General features: G+C 69.0%; 14 protein-coding genes. 4 read left to right on the top strand and 10 right to left on the bottom strand.

What is annotated here, in order from left to right:
• Positions 1 to 9: 9 nt before the first annotated feature.
• The gene (locus ACVBEQ_RS14315; RefSeq protein WP_447153980.1) at positions 10 to 456 is read right to left on the bottom strand and encodes a gamma-glutamylcyclotransferase family protein; all 447 of its coding nucleotides are present in this window, start codon (positions 454 to 456) and stop codon (positions 10 to 12) included.
• Between the two features lie 102 nt (positions 457 to 558).
• Between ACVBEQ_RS14315 and ACVBEQ_RS14310 the strand changes: the two genes are divergently transcribed.
• A complete protein-coding gene (locus ACVBEQ_RS14310; protein WP_447153979.1) occupies positions 559 to 1965 on the top strand; it encodes an NAD(P)H-quinone dehydrogenase in 1407 nt (468 codons plus the stop codon).
• Between the two features lie 124 nt (positions 1966 to 2089).
• Positions 2090 to 3850, top strand: coding sequence for a glycerol-3-phosphate dehydrogenase/oxidase (locus tag ACVBEQ_RS14305; RefSeq protein WP_447153978.1), 1761 nt, complete (start codon positions 2090 to 2092; stop codon positions 3848 to 3850).
• A gap of 165 nt (positions 3851 to 4015) precedes the next feature.
• On the opposite strand, the gene ACVBEQ_RS14300 is transcribed toward ACVBEQ_RS14305, so the two are convergent.
• The 8 genes from ACVBEQ_RS14300 to ACVBEQ_RS14265 all read right to left on the bottom strand — a co-directional run bounded on the left by ACVBEQ_RS14300 (position 4016) and on the right by ACVBEQ_RS14265 (position 13125).
• Entirely contained in the window at positions 4016 to 5077 is a 1062-nt protein-coding gene (locus ACVBEQ_RS14300; RefSeq protein ID WP_447153977.1) for an aldo/keto reductase, read from the bottom strand.
• Positions 5078 to 5125: 48 nt separating this feature from the next.
• Complete coding sequence (locus ACVBEQ_RS14295; RefSeq protein ID WP_447154083.1) at positions 5126 to 5521, bottom strand: MerR family transcriptional regulator; 396 nt, start codon at positions 5519 to 5521, stop codon at positions 5126 to 5128.
• 257 nt (positions 5522 to 5778) lie between these two features.
• Positions 5779 to 6912: a trypsin-like serine peptidase gene (locus ACVBEQ_RS14290; protein ID WP_447153976.1), complete on the bottom strand. Its 1134-nt coding sequence runs from the start codon at positions 6910 to 6912 to the stop codon at positions 5779 to 5781.
• 790 nt (positions 6913 to 7702) lie between these two features.
• A complete protein-coding gene (locus tag ACVBEQ_RS14285) occupies positions 7703 to 8173 on the bottom strand; it encodes a DUF1707 SHOCT-like domain-containing protein (protein ID WP_447153975.1) in 471 nt (156 codons plus the stop codon).
• Between the two features lie 489 nt (positions 8174 to 8662).
• Positions 8663 to 10477 carry an acetyl/propionyl/methylcrotonyl-CoA carboxylase subunit alpha gene (locus ACVBEQ_RS14280; RefSeq protein WP_447153974.1) on the bottom strand — a complete coding sequence of 605 codons (1815 nt, stop codon included), beginning with the start codon at positions 10475 to 10477 and terminating at the stop codon, positions 8663 to 8665.
• Positions 10478 to 10481: 4 nt separating this feature from the next.
• Positions 10482 to 11171 (bottom strand): Maf family protein, encoded by a 690-nt coding sequence (locus tag ACVBEQ_RS14275; RefSeq protein WP_447153973.1) that lies wholly within the window; start codon positions 11169 to 11171, stop codon positions 10482 to 10484.
• The gene (locus tag ACVBEQ_RS14270) at positions 11168 to 11380 is read right to left on the bottom strand and encodes an acyl-CoA carboxylase epsilon subunit (protein ID WP_447153972.1); all 213 of its coding nucleotides are present in this window, start codon (positions 11378 to 11380) and stop codon (positions 11168 to 11170) included. Before ACVBEQ_RS14270 ends, ACVBEQ_RS14275 begins: the two co-directional genes overlap by 4 nt.
• 104 nt (positions 11381 to 11484) lie before the next feature.
• A complete protein-coding gene (locus tag ACVBEQ_RS14265) occupies positions 11485 to 13125 on the bottom strand; it encodes an acyl-CoA carboxylase subunit beta (RefSeq protein WP_447154082.1) in 1641 nt (546 codons plus the stop codon).
• A 175-nt stretch (positions 13126 to 13300) separates the two neighbouring features.
• Between ACVBEQ_RS14265 and ACVBEQ_RS14260 the strand changes: the two genes are divergently transcribed.
• Complete coding sequence (locus ACVBEQ_RS14260; protein ID WP_447153971.1) at positions 13301 to 14278, top strand: biotin--[acetyl-CoA-carboxylase] ligase; 978 nt, start codon at positions 13301 to 13303, stop codon at positions 14276 to 14278.
• Between the two features lie 312 nt (positions 14279 to 14590).
• Positions 14591 to 15943 (top strand): dicarboxylate/amino acid:cation symporter, encoded by a 1353-nt coding sequence (locus ACVBEQ_RS14255; RefSeq protein ID WP_447153970.1) that lies wholly within the window; start codon positions 14591 to 14593, stop codon positions 15941 to 15943.
• A gap of 123 nt (positions 15944 to 16066) precedes the next feature.
• On the opposite strand, the gene ACVBEQ_RS14250 is transcribed toward ACVBEQ_RS14255, so the two are convergent.
• Entirely contained in the window at positions 16067 to 16885 is an 819-nt protein-coding gene (locus ACVBEQ_RS14250; RefSeq protein ID WP_447153969.1) for a GAF and ANTAR domain-containing protein, read from the bottom strand.
• Positions 16886 to 17313 lie beyond the last annotated feature (428 nt).

Here is a 17313-nt window from a genome sequence, read left to right as displayed (position 1 = left end):
GCCCGACGCTCAGAGCCCGCCGTGCGGGCGGCTGCGGATGTCGTTCACGTATTCGGCGGGTGCGTTCGCGGCTTCGGCAGCGTCCGCGATCACCCCGAGGTACCGCGCCGACGGCAGGCCGCCCTCGAAGGCCTGCAGTGCGTAGAGCCAGGCGAGCACGTCACCGTCCAGCGTGTGCACCCGCAGCCGGATCTTGGTGTACAGGCCGAGATCGGCGCCTTCCCAGGAATCCAGCGTCCGCTCGTCGGAGTCGGCCATGTCGTACAGCACCACGAAGACCGACGACTCCGGGTCCTCGACGACGGTCGCCAGCGCTCCGTTCCAGCTCAGGTCCTCGCCGCCGAACGTCAGCCGCCATCCCGGCAACCAACCGGTGCCGGCGACCGGCGAGGAAGGGCACCGCGCCAGCATGTGGGCAGGGTCCATGTTGGACCCGTATGCCGCGTACAACGCCATGGCAGCAGACTGTAGCGGGCATCGCCGGGCATTCCGACACAACCGGACGCGGTCGTCGGACGGCCGCCGACCCGGCCCGGGAGACCGGACTAGGGTTGCTCCGTGACCAGGATCGTGATCATCGGTGGAGGCCCGGCCGGCTACGAGGCGGCGCTGGTGGCGATGCAGTACGGCGCCGACGTGACGCTGATCGAGCGCGACGGCATCGGCGGCGCCTGCGTGCTGTCCGACTGTGTGCCGTCCAAGACGTTCATCGCCTCGGCCGGTGGCCGGACCTCCGTCCGGGCCGCCGGCAGCCTCGGTGTGATGGTCGATCCGGACAAGGTGGCGGTCGACGTCTCGGTCGTCCAGGGCCGGGTCGCCGAGCTGGCGCTCGCCCAGTCCGCCGACATCCGCACCACCCTGCAGGCCAACGGCGTGAAGCTGGTCAACGGCACGGCGGTGCTCTCCGACCCGCAGCCCGGGCTCGCGTCCCATTGCGTGTCCGTCACGACCGCGGACGGCGAGGTCAGCGAATACACCACCGATGTCGTGCTGCTGGCCACCGGCGCAACCCCGCGGATCCTGCCCGACGCCGTGCCCGACGGCGAGCGCATCCTGACCTGGCGACAGGTCTATTCGCTGCCGGAACTGCCCGAGCACCTCGTCGTCATCGGGTCCGGCGTCACCGGCGCCGAGTTCGCCTCTGCGTACACCGAGATGGGCGTCAAGGTGACGCTGGTGTCCAGCCGTGACCTGGTGCTGCCCAGCGAGGACGCCGACGCGGCCAAGGTCATCGAAAAGGTGTTCTCCTCGCGCGGCAGCACGCTGGTGAAGCGGGCAAGGGCCAAGTCGGTCACGCGGGAGGGCGACGGCGTCGTCGTCACCCTCGAGGACGGCCGCGAGGTCCACGGGTCGCACGCGCTGATGACGGTCGGTGCCGTGCCGAACACCTCCGACCTCGGCCTGGAGACCCTCGGAGTCCAGGTCAACAAAGGCGGCTTCGTCGAGGTCGACCGGGTCTCCCGGACCTCCGTTCCCGGCATCTATGCCGCCGGGGACTGCACCGGCGTACTGATGCTCGCCTCCGTCGCCGCCATGCAGGGCCGCATCGCGATGTGGCACGCACTGGGCGAGGGCGTGGCGCCGCTGCGGTTGAAGACGGTGTGCTCCAACGTCTTCACCCATCCCGAGATCGCCACCGTCGGCTACTCGCAGGTGGAGGCGGAAACCGGGCCGGCGCTCGCGCAGGTGATGACGATCCCGCTGGCCACCAATGCGCGGGCCAAGATGCTGGGGCTGGAGGAGGGCTTCATCAAGATCATCGCCCGGCAGCTGACCGGGATCGTGATCGGCGGTGTCGTCGTCGCCCCGGAGGCATCGGAGCTGATCCTGCCCATCGCAGTCGCCGTCCAGAACCGGCTGACCGTCAAGGATCTGGCGTACACGTTCAGCGTCTACCCGTCGTTGTCCGGCTCGATCACCGAGCTCGGCCGCCGGATGATGCACAGCAACCCCGAAGGCATCTGACCGCTCGCCGCCGGTGACTGCCCGTCATCGCCGCGGTTGCGCCGATCGGATGCGCCGGTAGCGTGGATTGCGGTGTCCCACCAGCACCGGCAGGGCCGCCACCGAGCAGGAGGGCGGCCGAGTGATGACCCAGCCAACGACGGCGAGCAACGGCGCGAGCAAACCGGTGACGGAATCCAGTGCTCGACTGGGCCCCGCCGAACGGGCGGCCAGCTTCGACCGGCTCGGCAGTCAGACCTTCGACGTCGTGGTGATCGGCGGCGGTGTGGTCGGTGCAGGTGCCGCCCTGGACGCGGTGACCAGGGGACTGTCGGTCGCTCTCGTCGAGGCCAGGGACATCGCCTCGGGCACCTCGTCCCGGTCGTCAAAGCTCTTCCACGGCGGCCTGCGGTACCTGGAGATGTTCGAGTTCGGGCTGGTCCGGGAGGCACTGCGCGAGCGGGAGCTGATGCTGACCAAGATCTGCCCGCACCTGGCCAAACCGGTGTCCTTCCTCTACCCGCTGTCCAAGCACCTCGTCGAGCGCCCGTATGTCGGGGCCGGCCTGATCATGTACGACACGATGGGCGGAGCCCGGTCGGTCCCGGGACACCAGCACCTCACCAGGGCCGGCGCCCTGCGCCTGGTCCCCGGCCTAAGGCGGGACGCGCTCGTCGGGGGCATCAAGTACTACGACGGCCAGGTCGACGACGCCAGGCACACCCTCGCCGTCGCCCGGACGGCGGCGTCGTACGGCGCCGTGGTCCGCTCGTCCACCCAGGTCGTCGGCTTCCTCAAGGAGTCCGACCGGATCGCCGGGGTGCGGGTGCGTGACGTCGAAACGGGGCGAGAGACCGACGTTCGCGCCCGGGTCGTCATCAACTCCACAGGTGTGTGGACCGACGAGCTGCAGCGGCTGTCCGGCGGGCGTGGCCGGTTCAAGGTCCGTGCCTCCAAGGGCGTGCACCTGGTCGTCGCCAGGGACCGGATCACCTCGGAGAGCGGCATCATCCTGAAGACCGAGAAGTCGGTGCTGTTCGTCATCCCGTGGAAGTCGCACTGGATCATCGGGACCACCGACACCGACTGGAATCTCGACCTCGCGCATCCCGCCGCGACCAAGGCCGACATCGATTACATCCTTGATCACGTGAACAAGGTGCTGGCCGTTCCGCTGACACACGACGACATCGAGGGCGTGTACGCGGGCCTCCGGCCGCTGCTGGCCGGTGAGAGCGAGCAGTCGTCGAAACTGTCCAGGGAGCACGCGGTGGCCAGGGTGGCGCCCGGGCTCGTCGGCATCGCGGGCGGCAAGTACACGACCTACCGGGTGATGGGTGCCGATGCGGTGGACGCCGCCGCGGAGGACCTCCCCGGCCGGATCAACCCCTCGTGCACCGAGGACGTGCCGCTGATCGGCGCCCCCGGCTACCAGGCGCTGGTCAACCAGGCGGACCGGCTCGGTGAGCAGCACGCCATCCACCCGTACCGGATCCGCCACCTGCTGGACCGGTACGGCTCGGAGATCCACGACATTCTGGCCCCCGCCGCTGCCGATCCCGCACTTCTGCAGCCGATCCCGGGGGCCGCCGACTACATCCAGGCGGAGGCGCTGTTCGCGGTGACCCACGAGGGCGCGCTGCATCTGGAGGACGTGCTCGCCCGCCGGACCAGGATCTCGATCGAGTACGCCCACCGCGGCACCGAGTCGATGCAGCGGGTCGCCGAGATCATGGCTCCGGTGCTCGGCTGGACGGCCGAGGAGACGGCCCGCGAGGTCGAGGTGTACCAGGCCAGGGTCGACGCCGAGCGGCGTTCGCAGACCGAACCGGACGACGCCTCGGCCGAGAAGGTCCGGCTCGAGGCGCCGGAGGTGCGCGACCTCGTCGCGTCGCCGGTCGCCTGACCTAAGACCTGGTCCCGCGGTTGCCGGCGGCGGGTCGGTTGGCGATGTCGGCCGGCTGGGTCTCGGTAGCTCGGTCTGAGGTGGCTGGGTCTCAGTTCGCTGGGTCTCGGTCGGCTGGGTCTCAGATGGCTCGTCTCAGTTGGCGGTGTCTCAGTTGGCGGTGTCTCAGTTGGCGGTGTCGATCGTCGACATGTCGGGGTAGCGGGCGCCGACGACCGCGTCCGCCGGGAACGCCTGCTCCAGTTCGGCGAGATCGTCGGCGTCGAGCACCAGCTGTGCTGCGGCGACGTTCTCCTCGAGGTAGCTGATCCGCTTGGTGCCGGGGATCGGCACGACGTCCTGGCCCTGGGCGAGCACCCAGGTGAGTGCCAACTGGCCCGGCGTGACGCCCTTGCGGTCGGCGATCTGCCGCACCCGCTGCACCAGCGCGAGATTGGCCTGCAAGGCGTCTCCGGCGAATCGCGGGCTCATCCGGCGGAAATCGTCGGCGGCCAGGGTCTCGGTCGAGGTGATGGCACCCGTCAGGAATCCCCGGCCCAGCGGCGAATACGGCACGAGACCGATGCCGAGTTCCCTGATGGCGGGCAGGATCTCGCCCTCGATGTGCCTGGTCCACAGCGAGTACTCGGTCTGCAGTGCGGTGATCGGGTGCACCGCCGCCGCCCGCCGGATCGTCGCGGCCGACGCCTCCGACAGGCCGAGTCGGCGCACCTTGCCGGCCGCGACCAGTTCGGCCATCGCGCCGACGGTGTCCTCGATGGGGACGGACTTGTCGACCCGGTGCTGGTAGTACAGGTCGATGTGGTCGACGCCCAGCCGCTGCAGGCTCGCGTCGCAGGCGGCCCGGACGTACTCCGGGCTGCCGTCGACCCGCCTGCGCGATGGGTCGGTCGCGTCGCGGACGTTGCCGAATTTGGTCGCCAGGACGACCTCGTCCCGCCGGCCGGCGATCGCCCGGCCGACGAGTCGCTCGTTGGTGAACGGGCCGTACATGTCCGCGGTGTCGAGCAGGCTGACGCCCAGATCCAACGCCCGGCCGATCGTCTGGAGCGCCTCCGACTCGTCGGCGGCGCCGTAGAACTCCGACATCCCCATGCATCCCAGGCCCATGGTGGAAACCGTCAGGTCGCTCGCGAGAGCCGCCGATCCGAGTGTGCGGGTGCCGAGGACCGCATCGGCCGGAGCGGACGTGTCAGGGGTCGACGCGGTGTCATGTGAAGTGGTCATGCAGTCCACCCTTGACCTTCGAGCGCGCTCGAAGTCAAGCCCCGGTCGTCAGGCCGATTTGGAACGCTGCAGCCGATCGCGGTAGACGCCGATCTTCCCGTCGATGGCACGCAGGTTCTCCGAGGTGGCCGCGAGCTCGGCGAGCACCCGTTCCCGATGCTCGAGCAGCAGGGCGAGCCGCTCCCGCTCGTTGCCCTCGCCGGCCCGGCACAGTGCGGCGTAGGCCCTGATGTCGCGGATCGGCATCCCGGTCGCGCGAAGCCGGGTGATCATGGTGATCCAGGCGAGATCGCGGTCGGTGTAACGACGGTGGCCGGTGGAGGCCCGCCCGACCTGCTCGAGCAGGAGGCCGTCGCGCTCGTAATACCGGAGCGTGTGGGCGGTCAGGCCGCACCGCCGTGCGGCCTCGGCGATCGTCACGCCGGCACTCGGGGTGGCGGCGATCGGGGCGGCACTGGTCCCCGTTCCACCAGGGCGGGGCTGGGTGGTGGGGACGCTGGTCCGGAGGGAGTCCACCCGCCAAGATGACCGTGCGAGCGGGTCCCCCGTCAAGTCGCCGTCCGGATGGGCTTGTGGTGCGTCTCGGCAGCGGGTCGCCGGGGTGGGTCGCCGGGGCAGGTGGCGGCCAGACGCCGCCGGGGCGGGCCGCTCCAGCAGTTCGCCGGGGCAGTTCGCCGGGGCAGTTCGCCGGGCAGTGTCGCTCAGAGGACCCGGGTGAAGTTGTACAGCGACAATGCCTCGTTGCCGTAGTACGGGCTGTACAGGCGGTCCGCGCTGGCCGTGGGTCCGCTCAGGTACCGGTAGCTGTTGTGGCCGTTGACGTGCCCGAGTCCGGTTGACGCCGACATGCCCACGATCCAGCCGCCGCCGCTCGTCCCGCCGGTCTGGTTCGAGACGATCCGCATTGGCAGCGGTCCGGGCAGGCCGCCGAGCAGGAGGTCGTCACCGACGCGGTTGGAGACCGAAACCCGCTGATCCTGTCCGTTGAACGGGAACGCCTGCGGATAACCGAAAGCACTGAATTTCTGCGTGCGGCTGACGTTGAAATACGTTCCCTGCCCACCGAGATATGCGGCGATGTGCCGGTTGCTCAACTTGGAAACCACCCCGTAGGCCAGGTCCTGCTTGATGTTGCCGTAGTAATGCCACTGAACCGTGGTGGTCAGCTGACGTGCGGTCCAGATTCCGTACGGGTAGATCCCCGCCTTCCCACCGGACGGGTTGGACGCATAGCCGGGAACGAAGACCCATTTGGACACGAAATGACCCGCGCCGTCGCTGACGCAGTGCCCGGCGGTGTCGATCATGTCCTTGTTGGTGCTGTTCACGATGGTGCCGGAGCAGACGTAGTCGACCCCGCCCTCACTGAAGAAGACCTTGCCATTCATCCGATCGGGACGATTGGTGTACGGCCGGGTCACCTTGGCTCGCAACGGTTCCGCCTTGGGAGCCGCCAATGTTCCTGCGGTGGAATGAACGTCGGTCATGCGCACGGCGGCCGCCAGCTTCTGCGTCGGTGCCGCGCTGCCGGCGGTGAACTTCGCCGCCGTGGCGGTCACCTTGGGTGCGACCGCACTGGCCATTCTGCTTGCCGTCCAGTAGCTTTCGGCGGCGGCAGCGGTGCTGAACGACTGGGTGGTCACTTTGGACGCGGATGTGGAGGAGCTGACGTTGCCGGTGGTCGGCACTGCCGCCGCTGCCGAGGTTGCCGATGTGGCTTGGCCCGTGTCCGCGACGGCCGCCGACGCTGTCGACACCGCTGTCGCGGTCAGCGTGGAGGCCAGGACCGCAACGGCGGCCACAACGGTGCGGGTCCTTTTCAGCAGTGCACTCATGTCAGGTCCACAACATTTCCGCGCTAGGAGTGGTGAAAAACCGCGCGGTGATCCCGGGCGGAGGTGCTGCTCACGCTGTTGGTGGTGCGGCGCGGTGCCGAAGAACGACTGGAGAGAAGTGGTGTCACCCGCTGCGGTGTGTGAAACACAACCGGATGACGCAGCCCCCCGGGCGAGTGTGCGCACCGCCCCGCGCACCCCCAAATTGTCACAGAAAGTGCTCAAGAAAAGCATCACCCTGTCGACGTACCTCGAAAGATACGAGCACGTCGCAAAGAATGTGACCGAGAGTGCGTGATTGTTGACTGAGTGATCAATTTGTTCCAAAACGGGCCAAGCCGGTCACGGAATCGGTTCGGGCATCGATGCTTCGACATCGAACGGGGGTAAGGGCGAGGGAAAGTCGCCAGTCGGAGCCGAGCCGAGCAGAACCGAGCCGAGCGCGTCGCGTCGAGTCCCGTGCCTTTGCTCATGCCGTGCTGGGTCAGGGACGCCTCGCGACGCCGCTGGAACCTCGAGGGGCAGGTGCGGACGCGCTCCGGGCACGCACCCCGGCGAATGTCTGCTGCACGTCGACGAAGGTCCCGTGCGGACTGCGAACGGCGGTGCGTTCTCCGAACGGCGGTGTCGATTTTGCGAACGGCCGGTGCGTTCAGCGAACGGCCGGTGCGTTCTGCGAACGGCCGGTGCGTTCTTCGACGGCCGGTGCAGACTCGGCGAAAGGCCGGTGCGGGCGGCAGATGCTCAGCGGCTCCGCTGACGGGAAGCTATGAGACGGTCCCGACGACGTTCAGCGCCGGCGGTTGCCGTCCTTCCAGTCCCCGCCCCAGGCAGCGCTGGTGAGCACGCCGACGACGGCAGGCAGCAGGAAGATGTACCAGGGCAGGTGGAGTGCGAAGAACAGCACCGCGGCGAGGATCCCGGACGCTGCCAGCGCGAACGACGCCATGCGCTGCGCAGGGGTCCGGGGATCGTCCTGTCGCGCGGGTGGCGCGGCCGGTCGACCGACAGGCAGGCGGTCGGCGGCCGGAGCGGGTGGTCCGGGCAACGTCGGGTGCGGCGCGGGCAGGTCGACGAACAGTTCCCGGAGATCGCCGACTGTGCGCGCCTGACTGACCTGCGCGCTGCGGGTGCCGAACTCGTCCAGGTCGATCCGCCCCGACGAGAGGTGCTCGCCGAGGGCATCCATGGCGGAGTTGCGCTCCGCGTCACCGATCCGGAGCTTGGACGGGTCGGACCCTGAGAACCCTGCTGTACTCACCCCTCGACTGTAAGCCGACGGCAGCGCTGCCGGTGCGCCGACCGGTCGCTGATCATTCGAGCCCAGCGCGGTACGTGGTTGCGGAGCATTTAGTCGTCCTGTGAGACCGGACGTTCCGCGCCCGGTTGCCGGGCAGCTGCACGCGCGCGGGACTGGGTGCTTGCGGAACCTCCGGTTGCCGGGCAGCTGCCCACGCGCCGGACAGGGGTGTTTGCGGAACGTCCGGTTGTCCTATGTGGCTGGATGTTCCGCGTCCGGTTGCCGGGCAGCTGCACGCGTGCCGGACAGGGGTGCTTGCGGAACCTCCGGTCGATCTATGCGACCACGAGTTCCGCGTCCGGTTGCCGGGCAGCTGCACGCGCGCCGGACAGGGGTGCTTGCGGAACCTCCGGTCGACCTATGCGACCGGAAGGTCCGCGTTCGGCCCGTCTCTCGAGTGTGCCGGGCAATCGGGATCGCGACCTGCCTTGACCTGGGCGGGGGCGTCCATCATTCGACGTCGACGACGGTCTCTTCCGGGATCGGCTCGGTCTCGATCTCGGTCATCTCGGCGACGACCGCCCCGGCGGTGACCTTGCCGCCGACCTCGACGTTGACCGCCATGATCTTTCCGTCGTGGTGGGCGGTGATCGGGTTCTCCATCTTCATCGCCTCGATGACGGCGATGACGTCCCCGGCGCGGACCGCGTCACCGACTTCCACAGCCACCTTCACAACCGTGCCCTGCATCGGCGCGACGATGGCGCCCTTAGTCGGCAGTGGGACAGTGTGCGCCACGCGCGCGCGCTTGCTGCGGCCCGCCGTCGCCGGTCGTGCGGCCCCGACCGACACCAGGTCGGGGGGAAGCCCGACCCGGACCCGGCGACCGTTCACCTCGGCGACGAACTCACGCAGCGGCCCGGCCGGCGCGGGGGTCTCCACGGCGACCGGCGTCGGGAACATCTCGATGGTGTTGACGAACTCCGTCTCGATCCAGCGGGTGTGCACGTCGAACACCCCGTTCTCGGCGGTGAACGCGGGATCGTCAAGGACGACCCGGTGGAACGGCAGCACCGTTGCCATGCCCTCCACCTGCATCTCGGCCAGCGCGCGTCGGGATCGCTCCAGCGCCTCCTGCCGGTCCGCGCCGGTGACGATGATCTTGGCGAGCAGCGAGTCGAAGTCGCCGGAGATGACCGATCCGGTCTCGACGCCGGCATCCACCCGCACCCCGGGGCCGGACGGCGGGACGAACCGGGTGACCGTGCCCGGGGCCGGGAGGAAACCGCGGCCCGGATCCTCACCGTTGATCCGGAACTCGATCGAGTGACCGCGCGGCCGGACATCGTGCGTCCAGCGCAGCTTCTCGCCGTCGGCGATCCGGAACTGCTCGCGGACCAGGTCGATTCCCGAGGTCTCCTCCGAGATCGGATGCTCCACCTGCAGTCTGGTGTTCACCTCGAGGAAGGAGACCGAGCCGTCCTGCCCGACGAGGAATTCCACGGTGCCAGCACCGTGGTAGCCGGCCTCCACACAGATGGCCCGGGCGGCGGAATGGATCTTGGTGCGTTGCTCGTCGCTGAGGAACGGTGCCGGCGCTTCCTCCACCAGTTTCTGGTAGCGGCGCTGCAGCGAGCAGTCCCGGGTGCCCACCACGATCACGGTGCCGTGCTGATCGGCCAGCACCTGCGCCTCGACGTGCCGGGGCCGGTCGAGGTACCGCTCGACGAAGCACTCGCCACGGCCGAAGGCGGTGACCGCCTCGCGGACCGCGGACTCGTACAGGTGCGGGATCTCCTCAATGGTGCGGGCCACCTTGAGCCCGCGGCCGCCACCGCCGAACGCGGCCTTGATCGCGACCGGCAGGCCGTGCTGCCGGGCGAAGGCGATCACCTCCGGGTATCCGGAGACCGGTTCCGAGGTGCCGGGAACGAGTGGCGCACCGACCCGCATGGCGATGTGCCGAGCGGTCACCTTGTCGCCGAGATCCCTGATGGCCTGCGGTGTCGGGCCGATCCAGATCAGGCCGGCGTCGATGACCTTCTGGGCGAACTCGGCGTTCTCGGAGAGGAAGCCGTAGCCGGGATGCACCGCATCGGCGCCCGCTCTGGCGGCGACGTCGAGCAGCTTCGCGGCGTTCAGGTAGGACTCACCGGGTGTCGAGCCACCGAGTGCATACGCTTCGTCCGCCACGCGGACGTGCAGTGCATCGCGGTCGGGGTCGGCGTAGACCGCCACCGAGGTGAGGCCCGCATCGCGGCAGGCACGAGCGACCCGGACGGCGATCTCGCCGCGGTTGGCGATCAGGACGGTGTGCACGGGCACCCCTTCAGGTAGAGCGACGGGTAGGGACTTCGAGGTTCTGGTCGTGGCGTGCGGTGGCCCGCCACAGGTCGGTGACGGCGACGCCGACCCGGCGGAGCAGGTCGCGGGTCAGCGGGAGGGAGATGCCCAGCACGTTCGACGGATCGCCGTCGACGCCCTCGACGAACCAACCGCCGAAGCCGTCGATGGTCAGCGCGCCCGCCACCTCGAGCGGCTCGCCGGTGGCGATGTAGGCGTCGAGTTCGGCATCGGTGGGCCGGCCCATCCGGACGACGGTCGACCGGGTGTCCGCGGCGCCCGCGCCCAACCGGCCGTCGCGCACCCGCCGGACGGCATGGCCGGTGATCAGCACGCCGTCACGGCCGGCCATCTGCCGCCAGCGCGACCTGGCCTGGTCGGCGTCCGCCGGTTTGCCCTGGAGTTCGCCGTCGATCAGCAGCATCGAGTCGCAGCCGACCACGACGACGTCGTCGGGGGCGACCTCCGGCAGCTGCCCGAGTGAGACCCGTTCGGCCACGGCATCGGCCTTCGCCTCGGCGAGGGCCAGGATCTGACCCTCTGCGCTGTCGCCGCCACGTGCGGCCAGGACGGCGTCCTCGTCGACGCCGGACACGGTGACCAACGGGTCCAGGCCGGCGGTGCGGAGCACGTCGAGCCGGGCAGGGGAGGCCGAGGCGAGCAGCAGGGTCGTCATCGCGGCATCGCCGACGCCCACCAACCGGTCGGCGACGGCTGCGGGGTACGGAGCCGGTACGCGGGGTCGCTCCAGATCGTCCTGTGACCGGATGCCTCGGTGGCCTCGGTGACGTCCTGGGCGGCGAGCGCGAGCACGATGGCGAGCACCGTTGCCGCGTCGTGGTCGTTGCGCTCCCGGATGACGTCAGCGGTGCGTCGCTCGCTCACAGTGCCGATGCTGTTTCGCTCGCTCACAGTGCCGATGCTGTTTCGCTCGCTCACTGTGCCGACGCCGTTGCGCTCGCTCACAGTGCCGATGCTGTTTCGCTCGCTCACAGTGGGATGTTCCCGTGCTTCTTCGGCGGCAGGGACGCCCGCTTGTCGGCCAGCACCTGCAGCGCGTTGGTCACCATCGCCCTGGTCGCGGACGGCTTGATCACCTGGTCGACGTACCCGCGCTCGGCGGCCATGTACGGATTGACCAGGGTGTCCTCGTACTCGGTCTCCAGCCGCGCGCGCAGTGCGGCGACCTCGGGACTGAACTCGCCGGTCAGCTCCGCCTGTGCCTGCAACTCCTTGCGGTACAACACGTTCACCGCGCCCGCCGACCCCATCACGGCGATCTGGGCGGTCGGCCACGCCAGGTTGACGTCCGCTCCCAGGTGCTTGGAGCCCATCACGTCGTACGCACCGCCGTAGGCCTTCCGCACGATGATCGTGACCAACGGGACGGTGGCCTCGGAGTAGGCGTAGATCAGCTTCGCGCCGCGGCGGATGATGCCGTTCCACTCCTGGTCGGTGCCGGGCAGGAAGCCGGGGACGTCGACGAAGGTCAGCACCGGAACGTTGAACGCATCGCAGGTCCGGACGAACCGGGCCGCCTTCTCCGCGGCGTCGATGTCCAGCGTGCCGGCCAGGTGCATCGGCTGGTTCGCGACGACGCCGACCGGCTTCCCGGCCACCCGTCCGAAGCCGACGATGACGTTCTGCGCGAAGAGTTCGTGCACCTGCAGGAAATCGCCCTCGTCCATGACGGCGGCGATGACGTCGTTCATGTCGTACGGCTGGTTCGGTGCGTCCGGGATCAGCGTGTCCAGCGCGAGATCGGTGTCGTTCAACTCGATGTCGGGCTGCGCATCCTCGACGATCGCGGGCGGCATGGTGAGGTTGTTCGACGGCAGGAAGCTGAGCAGGTCCTGCACATAGGAGATGGCGTCCTGCTCGTCCCGGGCCAGGTAGTGCGCGACACCGGAGCGGGTGTTGTGCGTCCGGGCGCCGCCGAGTTCCTCGAGCGTGACGACCTCGCCGGTCACCGAGCGGACCACATCGGGGCCGGTGATGAACATCTGCGACTTGAGGTCGACCATCACCACGAAATCGGTCAGCGCGGGGGAGTAGACGTGCCCGCCGGCGTTGGCGCCCATGATGAGCGAGATCTGCGGGACGACACCGGACAGGTGGACGTTCCGTTTGAAGATCTCGGCGTACAGACCCAGCGAGACGACGCCCTCCTGGATCCGTGCGCCACCGCCCTCGTTGATGCCGACGATCGGCCGGCCGGTACGGAGCGCGAAATCGAGGATCTTGACGATCTTCTCGCCGTACACCTCACCGAGAGATCCCCCGAAGACGCCGACGTCCTGCGAGAACACGCAGATGTTGCGGCCGCCGACGGTGCCGTAGCCGGTGACGACACCGTCGCCGTAGGGACGCTTCTCGGCCAGTCCGAAGTTCGTCGAGCGATGCCGGGCGAACGCGTCGAACTCGACGAAGGATCCCTCGTCCAGCAACAGGTCGATGCGCTCGCGGGCGGTGAGTCTGCCGCGGGCGTGCTGTCTTTCCACTGCGCTGGCGGAGGCGGCGTGGATGTGCGCATCCATTCGCCGCTCGAGATCGGCCAGCTTGCCGGCCGTTGTGTGCGGTGCGTTCTTGCGCACGGGTATACCCCCGTTCGGGGTCGATGCAGTGGTGATGTGCTGGGCGCCCGCGGACCGACTCACGCTCTGGAGGTTACTCAGGTGAAGGGGTCCGAAGGCGCATTGTGAGGCGCAGTTCACCAATTGGGCCATTCGGAGCGATCAGGATAAACCACCCAAGCAGGGATCGGCGGTGCGGGAGAGGGTCGTCGGGCTCAGTACGGTTGCCCGGATGACCGAACCCGATCAGCCGGACGCTGGCGCGCCGCCGGACGCCGCTGGCGCGCCGCCGGACGCCGCCGGCTCCCACCCGGGCGCTGGTGGTTCGCACCCGGGCGCCGGTGGCTCGCATCCGGACGCCGATGCGCTGGAGGTCGTGCGGTCGTCGCGGACACCCATCGACGTCGCCGCCGTCGAGCGGGCCCTCACCGCACCGCAGCGCTGGCGGATCGAGCACACCGTCGTCACCGGCTCGACGAATGCCGACCTCTCGGCGCGGGTGACGACCGCGGAGTCCGGGCAGGTGCTGACCACCGAGGAGCAACTGTCCGGCCGCGGTCGCTCCGGCCGTGACTGGTTCTGTCCCGCGGGCGCGGGGTTGATGTTCTCGGTGCTCGTGCGGCTGCCGCAGGTACCGGTGGACCGGCGCGGGTGGACCGGTGCCCTGCTCGGGCTCGCCATCGTCACCGGCATCGGACGGGTGTGCGGCGTCCGGGCCGGCGTGAAGTGGCCCAACGACGTGCTCGTCGACGGCCGTAAGTGCGCCGGCATCCTGGGCGAGATGGTCGACGACGCCGTGGTTGTCGGTGCGGGGATCAATGTCTCGCTCGGTGCCGACGAGTTGCCGCGACCGGATGCCACCTCGCTGCTGCTGATCGGCGCGCACCCGCTGCCCGCCGCACTCGACCGCGCTGTGCTGCTCGCCGGAATCCTCGACGCGTTCGGTGATCTCCTCGATCGTTGGGTCGCCGCTGACGGTGACATCGACGTCAGCGGCCTGCGGTCCGACTACCGGAGCTCCTGCGCCACGATCGGTTCCGACGTGCGGCTCATGCTTCCGGGCGGCCGGCAGCTGCTCGCCCGGGCGGTGGATGTTGCCGCGGACGGTGCCCTGCTGGTCGAGGACGGACAGGGCCGGGTGACCGCCTACAGCGCGGCCGATGTCGTCCATCTGCGGCCGCATGCGGGTCCAGTGCCACATCAGCAGTGAGAATCAGCCCGGGGACGTAGATTCTCCCTGCTGGCGTGGCACTGGGCGCGACCGAACCCACCCGACGGCGGTCGGCCCACCCTGGCGACGTATGTCTGCGTCTGCTTGCATGCCAGTGTCCGAGAGCACACTCCGCACGGCAGCGGTCGAGGAATGCCCCCCGTGTCGGCGCCGTTTCCACTACCGGTGGCCGTGACCTGAGTGCAGGGCGGCCGTACCCGTTCAACAACGAGCGTTCCCGCCGGTGAAGCCGGCGGCTGAGAATCGTCAGCTTCCCCGGAAGGGTAGATCATTTTGTCCGAATCGTTAGGCTTGCAAAGGGTGGGGCGCTCAGTTCGCCGCACTCCGTTCTGGGCGCAGACCATCATCGGTCTGGTGGTGGGCGTGGGCCTCGGGCTGGTTGCCCGGTGGTTCGGGGTCGGTTGGCTGGACGGGCTGCTCAACCAGGTCGGTTCGATCTTCGTCACGCTGCTGCGGGCGGTCGTCGTCCCGCTGATCCTGCTGGCCCTGATCGTGTCGATCTCGCGCCTGGGAGCGGTCGCGAACGCCGCTCGGCTGGCCGTCCAGACGGTGGTCTGGTTCGCGATCACCGCGTTGATCGCCGTGGCCATCGGCCTGACCCTCGGCACGCTCACCAATCCGGGCACCGGGACCGGCCTTTCCACCGAGGGTGCGCAGTTCGCCGGGCGCACCGGGGGCTGGACCGACTTCCTCACCGGCCTCATCCCGGCCAACTTCCTGGGCCTGCAGGCCTCGACCACCGTCAGCGACAGTGGGGCGACCACATCGGTGTCGTTCAACGTGCTGCAACTCGTGGTCATCGGCATCGTTCTCGGCGCGGCCGCCCTGAAGACCGGGAGCAAGGCAGAGCCGCTGATCCGGTTCGCCGACTCCGGCCTGTCGGTCGTCCAGACGGTGCTCTGGTGGATCATCCGGCTGGCGCCGATCGGCTCCGGTGCGCTGATCGGGCACGCCGTATCGGCCTACGGCTGGGACCTGGTGGCACCGCTGGCCGTGTTCACCGCCGATGTCTATTTCGGCTGCCTGATCGTGTTGTTCGCCGTGTACCCGCTGCTGCTGAAGTTCCACGGCCTGTCGCCGAAGGCGTTCCTGGCCGGGGCATGGCCCGCCATCACGCTCGCGTTCGTGTCGCGTTCCTCGGTCGGGACCATGCCGGTCACCCAGCAGGTGACGATCGACAATCTCGGGGTTCCCCGCGAGTACGCCAGTTTCGCGGTGCCGCTCGGTTCGACCACCAAGATGGACGGTTGCGCGGCCATCTACCCGGCCCTGGCGGCCATCTTCGTGGCGCAGGTCTTCGGCGTCCCGTTGTCCATCACGGACTACCTGCTGATCGCCTTTGTCTCCGTGGTCGGCTCGGCAGCGACCGCCGGGCTCACCGGCGCGGTCGTCATGCTGACGCTCACCCTCTCCACCCTCGGACTGCCGCTGGCCGGCGTCGGGCTGCTGCTGGCCATCGACCCGATCCTGGACATGATTCGCACCGCGACCAACGTCGCCGGTCAGGCGCTCGTCCCGGTCATCGTGGCGAAGCGGCAGGGGATCCTGGACAACGAGCGTTACCGCGGCAGCAACGGCGACGGGCTGCCCGCGCCGAGCACGGACGAGCGTGAACTCGTGACGGCCGACAAAGTCGGCGCCTGACGGCACCGCACGTCGCGCCCAGTCGAACGCGTCCCCCAGTCGAACGGTCATTCCCGCGTGCCGGGAGGGATTGTTCGCATCCCGTCGGCAGGACGAGCAGACAGGACGGGGAGCCCTGATCTGCTAAGCGTCGCCGGATCTTGCCCGGCCCCGGGCGCGTCGGGCGGCGGCCTCCACGATGCGCTCGGCGACCTCGGCCACCTTGATGTGCTCCTTCTGGCTCAACGTCTTCAACCTGTTGAACGCCCCGTCGGGGGTGCTACCCGTGCGGCTGATGATGATGCCGATGGCTTGATCGATGACCGCGCGGTTCACCAGCGCCTGCTGCAGATTCGCGGCCAGTCGTTGGGTTTGGGCAAGGATCTGCGCGTTCTGCACCGCAATCGCCGCCGGGACGGAGAACAGCCGGCCGATGTTCTCGGCGCGGTCGTCGAAGGCCTCCCTGGCGTGCGCGTACACGTTCATCGCGCCGACGACTTCGTCCCCGGTCACCAGCGGCAGTGACAACACACTGTGCACGCCGAGCCGGCCGACCCGCGGTCCGAACCTGGGCCACCGCGGGTCGGCACTCAACGACCCGGAGCGCACCGCCTCGCCGGTCTCCGCTGCGGTGATGCACGGACCTTCTTTGATGCCGTATTGGATGTCGTCGACCTGCTGGACGAACGGAGCACTTTTCACGATGGTGTCCGCGCGATCGGGCTCGAGCAACGTCAAGCCGGCACCGTCCGCCCCCGGAATGGCGTGCACCGCGTATGACGCGACCCGGGTCAACAGGTCTTCGAGGCTCAACCGGGCCGCCGACAACCGGGACAGTGCCATCAAACTGTCGGTCAGCTCTTCGTGATCGCCGTCGGCCCTCTCTGGCACCTGTATACCCAACGGGACCGCCTCGCCCGTCGCCATTTCGGGGTCACCCGGTGAGTGTTCGTCCACCTTCACGATCCCATCCACCTCACTCGATCCGGGCCGCGCTGACACGTGCCATTAACTCAGTGAACCAACGAGGTGAGGGAAGGGCCCCCAGCACTCGAGGGCCTGGTCCTGCCATTCTCCTATGACCGGAACCGAAGCGCTTTCGGTGGTATCTGGGGCTCATCGGGTCGCCACGGGGACAAGTCGCGACTTTTTTGGGCGACCGAGTCGGGTCGGGAGGGCACCCGGATCCGCCCGCCGCGCCAGGTTGGTCCACTGCCATATCAGCAGGGAAAATCGCCGGTGGGACAGAAGTTTTCCCTGCAGCCATGTCACTGGACGCGGCGGGAGCGCGGAACTGCGGATCGCAGCGCGGTCGGACGTGGAGGGGCGGAACCGTGGCGCCCAGCCCGAACCCCGCGGGTGGACGGCTGGCCGGAGCCGGGTGGACGGGT

This window comes from Nakamurella sp. GG22, from assembly GCF_052976845.2.
This window is presented reverse-complemented; position numbering and strand designations above follow the sequence as displayed.

Bases quoted from the DNA above. Each gene is read 5' to 3' on its own strand.
- ACVBEQ_RS14290 (WP_447153976.1), bottom strand. From the start codon at position 6,912: ATGAGTGCACTGCTGAAAAGGACCCGCACCGTTGTGGCCGCCGTTGCG.
- ACVBEQ_RS14315 (WP_447153980.1), bottom strand. From the start codon at position 456: ATGGCGTTGTACGCGGCATACGGGTCCAACATGGACCCTGCCCACATG.
- ACVBEQ_RS14275 (WP_447153973.1), bottom strand. From the start codon at position 11,171: ATGACGACCCTGCTGCTCGCCTCGGCCTCCCCTGCCCGGCTCGACGTG.
- ACVBEQ_RS14260 (WP_447153971.1), top strand. From the start codon at position 13,301: ATGACCGAACCCGATCAGCCGGACGCTGGCGCGCCGCCGGACGCCGCT.
- ACVBEQ_RS14300 (WP_447153977.1), bottom strand. From the start codon at position 5,077: ATGACCACTTCACATGACACCGCGTCGACCCCTGACACGTCCGCTCCG.
- ACVBEQ_RS14305 (WP_447153978.1), top strand. From the start codon at position 2,090: ATGACCCAGCCAACGACGGCGAGCAACGGCGCGAGCAAACCGGTGACG.